This window comes from Chryseobacterium sp. G0201, assembly GCF_003815655.1.
GTDB lineage: Bacteria > Bacteroidota > Bacteroidia > Flavobacteriales > Weeksellaceae > Chryseobacterium.
This window is the reverse complement of sequence record NZ_CP033917.1, coordinates 1,865,741-1,880,258: the sequence shown is the minus strand read 5'-3', so window position 1 is coordinate 1,880,258 and position 14,518 is coordinate 1,865,741. Positions and strand designations below refer to the sequence as shown.

14 protein-coding genes are annotated in these 14,518 nt (G+C 31.9%); 12 read left to right on the top strand and 2 right to left on the bottom strand.

The genetic code is table 11. The features are described 5' to 3' along the window. From EG348_RS08475 to EG348_RS08420, 12 genes are all read left to right on the top strand, one after another. Entirely contained in the window at positions 1-822 is an 822-nt protein-coding gene (locus tag EG348_RS08475) for a glycosyltransferase family 2 protein (protein ID WP_123982460.1), read from the top strand. A gap of 1 nt (position 823) precedes the next feature. Then, the gene (locus EG348_RS08470) at positions 824-1,699 is read left to right on the top strand and encodes a glycosyltransferase (protein WP_123982458.1); all 876 of its coding nucleotides are present in this window, start codon (positions 824-826) and stop codon (positions 1,697-1,699) included. 5 nt (positions 1,700-1,704) lie between these two features. Then, complete coding sequence (locus EG348_RS08465) at positions 1,705-2,373, top strand: NAD-dependent epimerase/dehydratase family protein (protein WP_123982456.1); 669 nt, start codon at positions 1,705-1,707, stop codon at positions 2,371-2,373. A 19-nt stretch (positions 2,374-2,392) separates the two neighbouring features. After that, positions 2,393-3,316 (top strand): glycosyltransferase family 2 protein, encoded by a 924-nt coding sequence (locus tag EG348_RS08460; protein WP_123982454.1) that lies wholly within the window; start codon positions 2,393-2,395, stop codon positions 3,314-3,316. Between the two features lie 79 nt (positions 3,317-3,395). After that, entirely contained in the window at positions 3,396-4,313 is a 918-nt protein-coding gene (locus tag EG348_RS08455) for a glycosyltransferase family 2 protein (protein WP_123982452.1), read from the top strand. Further along, positions 4,303-4,989 (top strand): GNAT family N-acetyltransferase, encoded by a 687-nt coding sequence (locus EG348_RS08450; protein ID WP_164463266.1) that lies wholly within the window; start codon positions 4,303-4,305, stop codon positions 4,987-4,989. Before EG348_RS08455 ends, EG348_RS08450 begins: the two co-directional genes overlap by 11 nt. After that, the gene (rffA, locus tag EG348_RS08445; protein WP_123982440.1) at positions 4,986-6,110 is read left to right on the top strand and encodes a dTDP-4-amino-4,6-dideoxygalactose transaminase; all 1,125 of its coding nucleotides are present in this window, start codon (positions 4,986-4,988) and stop codon (positions 6,108-6,110) included. The genes EG348_RS08450 and rffA overlap by 4 nt, the downstream gene beginning before the upstream one ends. 11 nt (positions 6,111-6,121) lie before the next feature. Continuing rightward, on the top strand, positions 6,122-6,907 hold the full coding sequence (locus EG348_RS08440; protein WP_123982437.1) for a class I SAM-dependent methyltransferase: 786 nt from the start codon (positions 6,122-6,124) through the stop codon (positions 6,905-6,907). A 4-nt stretch (positions 6,908-6,911) separates the two neighbouring features. After that, positions 6,912-8,489, top strand: coding sequence for a hypothetical protein (locus tag EG348_RS08435; protein ID WP_123982435.1), 1,578 nt, complete (start codon positions 6,912-6,914; stop codon positions 8,487-8,489). 5 nt (positions 8,490-8,494) lie between these two features. Beyond that, positions 8,495-10,291 (top strand): asparagine synthase (glutamine-hydrolyzing), encoded by a 1,797-nt coding sequence (asnB, locus tag EG348_RS08430; RefSeq protein WP_123982434.1) that lies wholly within the window; start codon positions 8,495-8,497, stop codon positions 10,289-10,291. Further along, complete coding sequence (locus tag EG348_RS08425; RefSeq protein WP_228414852.1) at positions 10,291-11,226, top strand: glycosyltransferase family 2 protein; 936 nt, start codon at positions 10,291-10,293, stop codon at positions 11,224-11,226. The genes asnB and EG348_RS08425 overlap by 1 nt, the downstream gene beginning before the upstream one ends. A gap of 3 nt (positions 11,227-11,229) precedes the next feature. Further along, on the top strand, positions 11,230-12,168 hold the full coding sequence (locus EG348_RS08420) for a glycosyltransferase family 2 protein (RefSeq protein ID WP_123982430.1): 939 nt from the start codon (positions 11,230-11,232) through the stop codon (positions 12,166-12,168). On the opposite strand, the gene EG348_RS08415 is transcribed toward EG348_RS08420, so the two are convergent. Both EG348_RS08415 and EG348_RS08410 read right to left on the bottom strand, forming a co-directional pair. Further along, on the bottom strand, positions 12,165-13,094 hold the full coding sequence (locus EG348_RS08415) for a hypothetical protein (RefSeq protein WP_228414851.1): 930 nt from the start codon (positions 13,092-13,094) through the stop codon (positions 12,165-12,167). The genes EG348_RS08420 and EG348_RS08415 overlap by 4 nt on opposite strands. A gap of 1 nt (position 13,095) precedes the next feature. Continuing rightward, positions 13,096-14,514, bottom strand: coding sequence for an MBOAT family O-acyltransferase (locus EG348_RS08410; RefSeq protein WP_123982426.1), 1,419 nt, complete (start codon positions 14,512-14,514; stop codon positions 13,096-13,098). Positions 14,515-14,518 lie beyond the last annotated feature (4 nt).

The following is a 14,518-nucleotide window of genomic DNA, read 5'->3' as shown; positions in this document are numbered from 1 at the left end:
ATGAATCCAAGAATTTCCATAATCGTTCCATGCTACAATCAGGCAGAATATCTTGATGAATGCCTGCAGACAGTTCTTGAACAGACGTATCAGGGCTGGGAATGTATTATTGTGAATGACGGTTCTCCTGATAACACAGAAGAAGTTACAAAAAAATGGACCGAAAGAGACAGTCGTTTCAAATATCTCTATAAAACAAACGGAGGGCTTTCGTCCGCTAGAAATGCTGGAATAGAAATTGCTAACGGAGAATGGATCCTACCTCTGGATTGCGATGACCGAATTGGGGACCAATATCTTGAACTGGCCGAAGAAAAATTTAACGATGACTACACTGTTATTTATTGCAAAGCAAATTTTTTTGGTACAACAGAAGAATCTTGGAAATTAGCTCCTTATAATTATGACCATTTATTATTAGAAAACCTTATTTTCTGTTCGGCTTTTTTTAAAAAAGAAGATTGGAAAATGACGAAAGGTTATGATTCAAATTTAATCTACGGAAAAGAAGATTGGGACTTTTGGCTGTCTATTTTAGACGAAAAAAAGACGGTTCTATGTTTAGATTACTTAGGTTTTTTCTATAGAAGAAAAGATGAGTCTATGGATGTTGAAATCAATCAAGATAAAGCTAAAAAAGACTTTTCATTAAATTATATATATAAAAAACACTTAGAAAAGTATCTTCCGAAAGATATGAATGCTATTGACAATTTTATACAGCAAAAAAACATCAGAAGAAGCCTAAACTTTTATAATCAGATCGTTAATAAAAATACAATTAATAAATTTTTGTTTAAATTAATTAATAAAACGCCTTAAAATGCTCTCCATTATAATTTCATCATATCAGCAACCCTATTATGATCAGCTCGTTAAAAATATTAGCGAGACGATTGGTGATGGTATCGTGTATGAAATTATACAAATGTGGAACCCAAATATAATGAGCATCACAAAAGCTTACAATCTGGGAGCAGAGAAATCACAGTATGATAATCTTCTGTTTATTCATGAAGATCTGATTTTTCACACGCAAGCCTGGGGTGAAAAATTGATTACTCATCTCAATAAAGAAAATGTTGGAATTATAGGATTAGCTGGCTCTTCATACGTTCCTGCAGCACCTGCAAGCTGGACAGTTGCAGAAAAGTATAATTTTATAAATATTTTACAAGGCAGCAAAGAAAACAACCAATCTGTTCATCTAAAAACTACACAACAAAATATGAGTGAAGTATTTGCAGTTGACGGTGTTTTTATGGCTATCAAAAAAAAGAATTATTTAGACATTAAATTCAATGAAAATTTACTCGGTTTTCATGGATATGATTTAGATTTTAGTTTAAGATGTTCCAAAAAATTCCAAAATTATATTATTGATGATATTCTGATCGAGCATTTTTCAAAAGGAAATCTAACTAAAGAATGGTTCGATACGAACATAAAAATTAAGCAAAACTTAAATTTTAATTTTAATAAAAAAAATGATTCCGAAACCGAAAAAAACAACTTTTTAGGTTTTCTGTACAAATATTTTGAATATTATCTTATTAATAAAGAAAATATACTTTTCACATTAAAATTTTATCCGTTAAATAGAATTAATTTTAAAGATCATATTATAATCGCAAAGAAATATTATAGCTATATAAAATATGCTTCAGAGATCAATAAAAAGCTAAAATCTACAAAATAAACCGAATGATTATAGGAAACGGACTTATCGCAAACTCATTAAAAAACATAGATTCAGAGGATATAGTATTCTTTGCTTCCGGTGTTTCAAACTCCCTCGAAACACGAAAATCTGAGTTTGAAAGAGAATTTACGCTCTTAAAAAATACGTTAGAAAGTAATCGCGACAGCAAGCTTATTTATTTCTCTACATTAAGCATTAATGACCAATCAAAACAAAACAGCCATTACGTACTTCACAAAAAGGAAATTGAAAATTACATACAAAAATACTCTAAAAATTATCTCATCTTAAGAGTGGGAAATATTGTTGGAAAAGGAGGAAACCCAAATACTCTTTTTAATTATCTGAAAGCACAGATCTCGAACAATAATAAATTTGTACTGCACACCAAAGCCCGAAGATTATTAATAGATATTGATGATATTGCGCTCTTTTTAGATATGAATTGCGCTCAGCTAAAGAATAAAACAATTAATTTTGCTTATCCCTATTATTATGATCTTACTGAAATCATTAATGCGATCCAGATAAAAATGGATAAAAAAGCAAACTATGATGAAGTGAACGAAGGAGATTTTTATAAGGTAACTTTTGACGAAAATATTAATAACTTTTTCTCAAAAAAAACCTCCGAAGATTATATAATTAGCCTGACAGAAAAATATATCTAAAAACTAAATTTTAACACAAATGCCCAAGATTTATTTTATAATTGTTACTTACAACGCCATGAAATGGGCGGAAAGATGTTTTACAAGCTTAAGACAATCTTCGGTTCCTGTCAATTGTATTGTCATCGATAATGGTTCCACAGATGGTACGCAAGAATATGTAAAAAATAACTTTCCCGAAGTAGATTTTATCCAGTCACAAGAAAATTTAGGCTTCGGAAAAGCCAATAACATTGGGATAGAAAAAGCATATAAACTGGGAGCAGATTTCTTTTACCTGATGAATCAGGATGCCTGGCTTTATTCCGATAGTCTTGAAAAACTGTTGGAGGTCTATAATAATTATACAAATAAGGAAGAAATTGGGATCATAAGTCCGATGCATATTGACGGAACAGAAAAAAAACTCGATATCTTCTTAGATAAATACATTTCTTTTAATTCTGATAAAACCAGGCTGATTTCCGATTTGTATTTTCAAACACTAAAATCATATTACGAACTGGATTTTATAAATGCTGCCCATTGGTTTTTACCTAAAGAAACGATACGCATAGTTGGTGGTTTCAACCCATTTTTCTTTCATTATGGTGAAGATAATGAGTATGTAAACAGACTTAAATATCATAAAAAGAAAATGATTCTTGTACCAGCCAGTAAAGTTGTACACGATGGCAAACAGTTTTTGGATAAAGTAGATTATAATAAATACAAGGATTTAAGCATCGAAACAAAAATCCTGAATCCTAATCTCACAAACTCTTTACAGCAAGAAAAGAAAGCTCTGCTACAAAGTATTCTCAAAAACTCACTTACCGGAAATATAGATAAAGCTAAAAAACTATACGAAAGTTATAAAAACATCAATAAAAACACTACTGAGCTTTTAAAAATTAAAGAAAAAATAATAAATGAAAGAAGTTGTTTCCTTAATATCTCATAAAAAATGGATTATTTTTATAATTCAAAAAAACTAGAATGTTTATTTATATATTTGACAAAATTTATTACTCCCATAATTCATGATTAGTATTGTAAGTCCTGTTTATCGTGCTGAAAAAATACTTCCTATTTTGGTCTCTGAAATCGCCAAATTAGCTGGTAAAATTGGGCAGGATTACGAGATCATTCTTGTTGACGACAGAAGTCCCGATAATTCTTGGGAAGTTATGAAAAACCTTTCTGAAGAAAATAAAAATTTAAAGATTTACAGGCTTAGCCGAAACTTTGGTCAGCATGCAACCATTATTGCTGGACTTTCAAAAGCTAAAGGAGAATGGATTGTCGTAATGGATTGCGACATGCAGGATCAACCTAAAGAAATTGAAAAATTATACCAAAAAGCACTCGAAGGTTTTGATGTAGTTTTGGCAAGAAGAGAGCTCAGAATTGATTCTTTTTTCAAAAGATTAAGCTCTAGATTATTTTACAAAGTATTTAATTATCTCGCAGGTATTCAGATAAATAACGAGATCGCTAATTTCGGTATTTATCATAAAAAAGTGATTCAGTCTATTTTGACAATCAACGATAATATCAAATTTTTTCCTTTATTTGTAAATTGGGTAGGATTTAAAACTACTGCCGTTTCCGTGGAACATAGTTCTCGGGAAGAAGGAGAATCTTCATATAATCTCTCAAGACTTTTCTCACTGGCATTTAATGTGATCCTTTCTTTTTCAGATAAACCTTTAAAGATTTTTGTAGGCTTTGGAGGGGTTATTTCATTATTGGCAGTGCTTGTCGGCGGATATTTTATGATAAGTTTTTTTCAGGGGAAAATTACAGAGCCTGGTTTTAGTTCACTGATTCTTTCTATATGGTTTTTATCAGGAGTGATTATCAGTTGTATTGGCATTGTTGGTATTTATCTTGGAAAAACATTTAACCAAACCAAAAACAGACCTGTTTTTATAATCGATGAAGCTTATGAAAATTAATTTTTTGCAATGGGATAGCGATTTCTTCAAGAAGAAAATTGGTGATATTACGATTAATCAAGAAGAAAAAAATATAAACCTTACAGAAGACTACGATCTTATTGTTGTAAAACAATTATCCGATTTTGATATTGATCTTAATGGATTTGATCTCTCCTTTAAAGAAACAAAGGTTAATTTTATAAAACAACTTGGCATTCATGATCAGCCAGAATCAGAAATCATTAAAGATTCAGACGACAGCGAAAAAGATGAAGATTTTTTCAAAGAATTGGCATACGAAAGTGGAAAAAAAAGTCGATTTTTATTAGATGAAAAATTTGGAGAAGTAAAGTTCAAGGAACTTTACGACATGTGGGTAATCAACAGCCTTAATAAAAAATTTGCCTTGAAAATATTTTACATTGAAGATAACGGAAAAGCTATTGGCTTTGTAACTCTTCAAAAATATGATCATCTTGGAAAGATTGGTTTAATTGCCACTCATCCCGATTTTCAAGGAAAAGGATTTGGAAAAAAACTGCTACAGAAAGCAGAGAATTTTTGCATAAAAAATGGAATTACCCATCTGGAAATTCCGACACAAAAAGAAAATATTCAGGCTTGCTCTTTTTATAAAAAGCAGGGCTACGAAATAAAAGATGAAATTATCATAAAACACTATTGGAAAAAATGACCCCTTTTAACAAACCTTATTTAACAGGAAAAGAAACAAAATATATTGAAGAAGCAGTTGCTTCCGGAAAAATTTCCGGGAATGGTATTTTCACTCAAAAATGTCAAAAGTTTTTTGAGGATAAATACGGTTTCAAAAAAACGCTGCTTACCACCTCGTGTACAGATGCTCTGGAAATGTGTGCAATACTTGCTGACATCAAACCAGACGATGAAGTAATTGTTCCAAGCTACACGTTTGTCTCCTCAGCATTACCATTTGTAAGACAAAATGCAAAAATTGTATTCGCAGATTCTTACAGTGATAATCCTAATATTGATGCAGACAAAATCGAAGAATTAATAACGGATAAGACCAAAGCAATTGTAGTTGTACATTATGCAGGAATCGCCTGCGATATGGAAAAAATTCTTGAGATCACGGAGAAATATAACCTAATCCTGATCGAAGATGCAGCACAAGCGATCGACAGCTATTACGTTTTTAAAGATGGGACACAAAAAGCGTTAGGAAGTATCGGCCATTTGGGAGCTTTTTCTTTTCATGAAACCAAAAATATCATCGCTGGAGAAGGCGGAATGTTGACAATCAATGATGAACAATTCATCAACAGAGCCGAAATTATTTGGGAAAAAGGAACCAACCGTTCCATGTTTTTCAGGGGTGAGATCAATAAATATGGCTGGGTAGATACGGGTTCTTCGTTCTTACCAAGTGAAATTATATCAGCCTTTCTTTGGGCTCAATTAGAAAACATCGAAAGTATTCAGAAAAAGAGACTCGAAATCTGGAAAAAATATCATGAAGGCTTAGAGGATAATGAAAATATTTCATTACCTGTCATCCCGAAATATGCTACAAATAATGCTCATATGTTTTATATTGTTTGCAAAAATATTGATTTCAGAACCGAACTTATTAAAAAGCTCAAGGAGAACAATATTTTGGCCGTATTTCACTACTTATCATTGCACAAAAGTGAGTTTTATACTCAAAAACATGATAGCAGAGATCTTCCTAATTCCGATAAATTTGAGGATTGCCTTCTAAGGCTGCCTTTATATTTTGAATTAAATGAAGAAGAGCAACAAAGAGTAATTAACACGATCAACGAATTTTAAATATATTCTCCATGAAAAACATAAATTCTGAAATATTTAAAGATGAATATCAAGTAAAAAATGGAAAATATATTTTCATTCCCGTACAGGAAGAAGTCGTAACCGATTTTCTTGATAAAATCAAATATAAAATAAAGAAATTCAATAAAGTATACAGTGCACTAATTGAAATTATCAGTCCTGTTTATCCGCAGCCCTTTTTTGATGCAAAACGTATCATTCGTAATGAAATCAAAGGGAAAAATGTAGTTGCCCTAAATCTGGGAAGCGGAAATTCCGATTTTGGAGATGATCTGTTAAATGTGGATTTACTTCCTTATGAAAATGTGGATGTAATTTGTGACATCGAAAAAATTCCTTTTAAAGATAATTCTGTAGATTACATCATCAATATTGCGGTTTTGGAGCACGTTCCAAATCCTCAGCAGGTAATTTCAGAAATCCATAGGATTTTAAAACCGGGCGGGAAAATTTACTGTTTTATCCCTTTCATGCAGCCATTTCACGCATCGCCGTATGATTTTCAAAGGTTTACCTATGAAGGAATGAAACACCAGTTAAAAGATTTTGAAATATTAAATTTAAAACCAGTTGGTCCCACTTCAGGAATGCTTTGGGTGGTCCAGGAATGGTTTGCGTTGGTCTTCTCTTTCGGGATAAAACCTCTTCACACTTTCCTTTATTTACTTTTCATGATCGTTACATTCCCTATCAAATTTTTGGATGTAATCTTACAATATTACCCAATGAGTAAAAATATGGCCTCGGGATTCAGCATTTGGGCACAAAAAAAATAGTTTAATGGAAAAAATTCAACACAAATATGAGAATGTATTAAGCTGGATTTTTGTTATCGGTGCATTTTTTACAGGATATATTGTTTACTCTAATCTCAATAAAGGTTTCATTTTCAATGATGAAGCTTTTTATTTGTTTTTTTACAGGGATCACGAGACATTGCCTACAATTGATGCTACCAATTTCTATAGAATTTTCAGATTTATTTACACAGAAAATATTTATTTGTTCAGAGCAATAACATATGGATTATTAAATGCATCCACATTTCTGCTCTATTTTTTTGTAAGTAAATATTACAAGCTTAAAGTAAATGCCTTTCTACTTGGCTTCCTGGGAATTACCCTCAATTTTCTGACTTGGGGAATCAGTAATATTGTTTTGCATCAGTACATCGGAAATACAGTTTTGATTAACATCTCGTTATCAATGATCTTTATTTATTTGATTTACAATAAATTATTTCCGTTAATTATCTCAGGATTTTGTTTGGGAATATTATTATTTAATGGCATTCCTCATACTCTAGTAATCATACCTATTGCAGCTTTCTTGCTTTTCAACTTTTGGAAGAAAGATAAAAAACCAATTATATACATTATTGGTGGTGGATTATTGGGGATTATTTTTTACTTCACCTGTATTGAAAGTTTATCAAAATTTATTTCCCAATTTGAATGGATAAAATATTATAAACAATTTCATACAAAACAGCATCCAAAAAGGTTTTTTGTTTTCTGGATTTTAAAAGTCACAGGATTCATTTTTATTCCTGCGGGGATATTAATTTCTTATATTCATAAATTTTCAAAAAATAAAATTCAACACCTGAATTACATTCTGCTTGTTCTTGCAGTAATTTTTATTATTTCAGTTTTCTTTTTCCCATTGATTTATATTAATTATGTTCTTTTGGCACTTCTTATCTACCGTTACTTTTTGGAAGATATCAACGTGGAAAAGAAAACAATGCTTATTGTATTTGCACTGATTCCTTTCGGACTGTCTTTTGGTTCGGGTGCTTATTTTGAAGTGAGAGGTTTTTTGTATAACATCTATTATTACATCGCTCTGATAATCGTCCTGCTATCTCTGTATAACATCCGGTTTTTTTTGATCTTTATATTGATTTTTGTTTATCAGTGTCTGACCTTCCCAAATCTCTTACATGACAAAGGCTGGAAAGATTTCGTATTTACAGAACAAACCGAAAAAGTTAAAATAAATGGATATGATTTATATTTAGACAAAGGAAGAAAAAAAGATATTGAAGACCTTAGACCTTATCTTGAAGATCAAAAGAACATCATTTACTCAAGTAATCATTTGATAGGATATTTGTATATCCTAAATGCAAAACCACCAATTTATTATTATTTTACCTTAAAAGATTATATTAAATTTATCATGGAAAAAGAGCATAAAACTCCAGATGATTATATTTACATTGAAAGCAATGATTATCCTTTTTCTCCTAAAGAAATCGTACCATTAAAGTTTGTAAGTCATCCGGAAAAATATAAAGTAGTAAAAACAGGAAGATTTACATTGTATCTCCCCTCAGATTATCAAAAAAAATAAAACAAATGTGTGGAATAGCCGGAATAATAGCCAATAATGCAAGAAATTATCAGGAAGAAATTAAAAAAATGACAGATGCCATGGCTCACCGTGGTCCGGATTCTTCACATTATGAGTTTTACGAAAACGCGGCCTTGGGTCATAGAAGACTTTCTATTATAGACCTTTCTGAGAACGGAAAACAACCTATGTTTTCCAATACAAAAAACGAATGTATCGTTCTGAATGGTGAGATTTATGGCTATCAGGCAATAAAAGATCAATATCAGGAATATCCGTATCATGGAAGTTCTGATACAGAAGTAATTCTTGCCATGTATCAGAGAAAGCAGGAAAATCTTATCCACGACCTTCCAGGTATGTTTGCCTTTGCAATTTGGGACAATGAAAAAAAGGAGCTTTTCTCCGCAAGAGACCGTTTTGGAGAAAAACCATTTTTCTATGCTATCGGAAAAAATAACGAGTTCATATTTGCATCCGAGATCAAAGCAATTCTGGCTTCAGGATTAGTCCAACCTCAGGTAAACAATGATGCTCTCTCCCACTATTTACAATACGGATACGTAAATACTTATCAAAGTATTTATAAAAATATTCACACTTTACCTCCAGCTCATCAATTAATCTGGAAAGACGGAAAAGTTACCATTTCACGTTACTATAGTCTGCCCGCTAAAGACAGATCTATAAGCTTGTCTGACGCAAAAGAAGAGTTTATTTATCTCTTAAAAAATGCTGTAAAAAAACAGCTTATCGCAGATGTAGAAGTCGGAAGTTTTTTAAGTGGCGGATTAGACTCATCTTCAATTGTAGCTTTGGTGAATGAATTTTTACCCAAACAGACAACATTAAGTTTTGGATATGACCATGAAGCAAGTGAGCTAAAATATGCCAAAGAAATCGCTGAAAAATATAATACCAATCATATTGAGATTCACGAGAAAAAGAAGGATCTGGCAACATCTTTATTACATGTAACTCCATTTTTGGACGAGCCATTTGCGGACAGATCTTTCCTTCCGCATTATGAAATATGTAAAAGTGCCCGAGAAAACCTTACCGTAGTTCTGTCAGGTGATGTTGGTGATGAATTATTTGGTGGATACAACTTCTACAGAACTGAAAATCAATTAAGAAATCATTTCAGTTACACCAATATTGCAGCAAAATTTGGTTTAAAACTATATCAAAATTTAAAACAGATCTCATTTATTTCACAGAAAAATCTTGAACATCCGAATATTTTGGATTTCCATCAAAATTCTGTGAGAAATTCATTCAATAAAGAAGAAAGAAACTTACTCGGAATATTTGAAAACTTCCACCAGCCTTACAGTTTCACTCCAAATCCTGATTCATTAAATGATATTATGAGGGTGGATTTAGAAAAATATGTTCCGGGAAATATGATGGTGAAATCCGATAGAATGGCAATGGCCAATTCACTGGAAGTAAGAACTCCGTTTTTAGATATCGATTTTGCAGAATTTTGTATTCAGCTTCCGGAGCAGTTAAAATTAAACAACGAAAATGATAAGATCATTCTTCGTGAGGCAATGGGTTCTTACTGGACAGAAACCATCAGAAATCGTAATAAACAGGGCTTTGGAATGAGTGTGGAAAATTGGTTTGAAGAAGACAATCTCATCAATCTTTCCAATGATCTGCTTAAAGATCCCAATCAGAAAGTTTTTAATTATATTGATTTTAAAGCCACTCAAAAATTTTTAGATAAAGGTCAAAAGCATTGGAATTTACTACAATTGGCTCTTTGGGCACATAATAATCAATCTGTTTTATAATGGAAGTCTCTGTTATCATACCCGTTTATAATGCTTCAGAATTTCTTGAAAAAGCGGTAGATTCTGCTTTACAACTTCATGAAGTAAAGGAAATTGTATTAATTGAAGACAAATCAACCGACAATTCACTGGAAATTTGCGAGAAACTGGCTTCCGGAAATTCAAAAATTAAATTATATCAACATCCTGATAAAGAAAATCATGGAGCCGGAGCCTCCAGGAATTTAGGGTTGGAAAAAGCTCAATCTGAATTTATTGCCTTTCTGGATTCTGATGATTATTATCTGCCTAATAGATTTGACGCTGAAAAAGAAATTTTTAAAGATCTTAAAATTGAAGGTGTTTTCGGAGCAATCGGAGTAGAATATCTATCAGAAAAAGGAAGAGAAGAGTTTCAAAATAAGTTTAAAAATATTTCACTTACAACTGTCAACTTTCCGGCAGAAGGAAAAGATGTTTTTAAAGGTCTGCTTGGATTAACATCTAAAGTTTTCGGTACATTTTTCCATTTAAATGCTCTTACAATCAGAAAATCTGCTATTGTAAAGAATAATCTTCGATTTAACGAAAATCTCCGTGTACATCAAGATTCAGATTTTATTATTAAACTGGCTTATTATTCTTATCTAAAATCAGGAGTTATTGATCAAGCAATTGCCATAAGAGGAATTCATGATAATAACAGAATTACAAAAATTGTGAAATTTTCTCCGCAATACAATCAAAGACAGCTTCTTCTATGGAAATCGTTGTACGACTGGGCCGTTTCAGATCAATTATCTTCAGAGTATAAAAAAAGAATGTATTTAAGCTACAAATCATTTGATTTATCATTAAAATCAGGAATCCAAAAATACGTTCTTACCTTTTTTGAAGCGCTGAAAAACCCCAAAATATTAAAAACACAATACCGTTTTACTTACCTCAATCGATAAAAAATGAAAATATCTGTAATTGTTCCCGTTTATAATGCCGAAAAATATGTGACACAAGCTGTAGAATCTGCTCTTCAGTTTGAAGAAGTTTATGAGGTGATTTTAATTGAAGATAAATCTCCGGACAATGCTCTACAGGTTTGCCAGCAATTGACTGAAAAATATGACCGAGTAAAGCTTTATCAACACCCAGACAAAGGCAACCATGGAGCCGGAGCAACAAGAAACCTTGGATTGGAAAGAGCAACAGGAGACATTATAGCATTTTTGGATGCCGATGACTATTTTCTTCCCAACAGGTTTGATGCAGAAAAAGAACTTTTCAAAAATCCTGATGTAGAAGGAGTTTACGGAGCAATTGGAGTACATTATTATTCTGAAAAAGCAAAAGAACAATATTATAATCTTTTTGAAGATAGATTAACTACCGTCTATAAAAAACATCATCCTAAAGATGTATTCCCAGGACAGATCCATATGAGAGGAGCTTTCGGACTTTTTAGTTTGGATGCTCTTACCATCCGAAGAGAATCATTAAATAAAATGAGCCCATTCTTTAAAAAGCATTTAAGGCTTCATCAGGACACCGAATTTTTATTCCGATTGTCTTACTACCTTAATCTTTATCCCGGCATTTTAGATAAAGCCGTAGCGGTAAGAGGAGTGCATGAAGATAATAGAATAACTAAAGTAGATTCTGGGAAGATAAATCCCGCTACAACAAGAGTTTTACTTTGGAGAGAAGTAAATAAGTGGTCTGAAAATGAAGAAACCATTCCTGAAGATGTAAAAACACATATCAGAAGAATGCACCGTAGTTTTGAGATCGCCGTCGCTCCAACTTTCAAGAAATGGGGAATGATCATGAAATATATGATCACTGATTATCCAAGTATCCGTTCGGGATTATTTAATATCAATTTTAGAAAAGATTTATTCTAATTTTTTCGTATTGACGTATTAAGACTGATAGAATCTGCTATCTGGGAAGTAAAAACTTTTCCGGATTCTTTATACATATGGTTTCCGTCTGTATAAATATAATCGTTGTATTTTGGCGAAAAATCAAAGAATTTTACATTATTTTTTTTAGCAATATCATCTATTCTTTTACTAAAATCCGGAGAATAAGAATTTTCAATGTCCATAATTCTTTTAGAACCGGGAATTCTCACAATATAGACTGAGCCTTTATTTTTAAGATATTTAATAGTATTTTCAAAAGCTTCTAATCTATATTGAGACATTTTTTGGGTTTTTGCAAAGTCTCCATATTCTTTTACTTTTTTAACTTCTCTTTTCCCTATTGAATCAGGATGCACATTCACGGTAACTTCCATCCAACCGTTTTTATGCAAAAAAGTATTTGATTTCCCAACCTCTTCCCTATCTCTATAAATATAAAACCAGGTTTTTGAAAAATGTTTGAAAAGATATTCATAATTAGGATTCACATCATAAAAATGCATATCTGCTAATGCAGAATTATTCTCTGCATATTCTTTCTCTGTTTTAATATCTTTATTAATGGATAAATTCCAAGGATCTACCGTCAGGATAAAAATTCCGTTTTTTGTATCTGGATCAATTTTCTTTTTGATCGCTTCAAAATATACTTTCCCATACGGAGAATCTGCGATATTGAAAGCAAAATTGCTGAATTTTCTATCCTTAAATTTCTGGTCAAGAATATCCGGAACAACAGCCTGTACGCCACGGGAATCACCTAAGATCATATTAGAAGGTTTGGGACCTGTGAAATGCATATAATTATCATCAGTATTACCATCTGCATAGGTTCCCAGAAACAATAATACAGCAATAATTCCAAAAATGTAAAACGATATTTTGAATAAAAACTTTTTCATATTAGAACTGTTCATAGATGAAATTACCGTTGCCAAAAACACCAAAATACATGATCATAAAAATTAGGAAAACATAAATACCTCTTCTGACCAACGGCTTGTATCTACTGATCTCAAGACCATGTTCCTGATCTTTATTCAACCAATCTATTAAAAGTAAAATTCCTATCAAAGCTAAAATTTTAATTTTAATAAATTGCGGGATCGAAAATAAAGACAGACTGAATATTTTTGAATACATTCCGAAAGCTTCCGTAAGGTTTGGTGCTACAAAAAGTACAAAAGCAAAACAAACCATTACCATCGTCAGCAAAATATTACCCAATTCCTGAAGGGTCGGAATACTTTTAGAAAACTTTTTCTTCTTGTTTAATTTATTGGTCAGAATTAAAGGAATGTAATAAAGACCATGAAGCAAGCCAAATAAAACAAATGTAAATCTTGGACCGTGCCACGCTCCTATTAAAATAAAATTTAAAATAATTGCAATGATTAATCCTTTTTTTTCGTAATCTCTCAGCTGTATTACTAAAGGCGTAAACACATATTCGGTGAGCCATGAAGTCAATGAAATATGCCATCTTCTCCAAAATTCTGCAATATTCTGAGCAAAAAGAGGGAATGCGAAGTTTTTAGTTACTTTAAACCCTAACAATCTTGCGAAACCAACCGCCATATCAGAATATCCAGAGAAATCTGCATAGATCTCAAAAAGGAAGAGAAATACTCCAAACGCAATCGTAGCTCCGGAAAGGTGCTCATAATTTTGAAATATATTCTGTGTAATGGGCGTAATACTATTGGCCACAACCAATTTTTTAAACGCTCCTAAAAGAATCTGTCTTGCCGCATCAGAACCATTTTCAACGGTGAAAATTCGTTCTTTTTTCAACTGAGGAAGCAATAATCCACCTTTATCGATCGGTCCAGATGTCATACTTGGAAAGAATGCGATATAATTGAAAAACACCAATGCATCCGTTTCGGCTTTTAATTTATTATTTTTAATATCAAGCAGATAACTAATCATCCTGAAAGTATAAAAGCTTATTCCGAGAGGCATTATTATCGATAATGTAAGGGTATTTTTAATTCCGAAAAGATCGGCAAAGGAATCAACAAAGAAATTGAAATATTTAAAATAAAATAATGTTCCAATGGAAAAGATCAACCCTAAATTCACCCACAATTTTTTCTTTTTAAGAGTCTCGCTTTCAGATATTTTTAGTCCTAAAAAATAGGTTATTGCAGAGCTGCCAATAAGCAAGGTCAGAAATTTCCAGTCCCAAAAGGCATAAAAAACATAGCTTGCCAAAAGCAATACAATGTTTTGGAATTTCAGATTTTTCTGGAATACAAGCCAATAAAGTGCGAAAACCGCTGCAAAGAAAAATATAAAAGCAAAAGAAGTAAACTGCATTAAT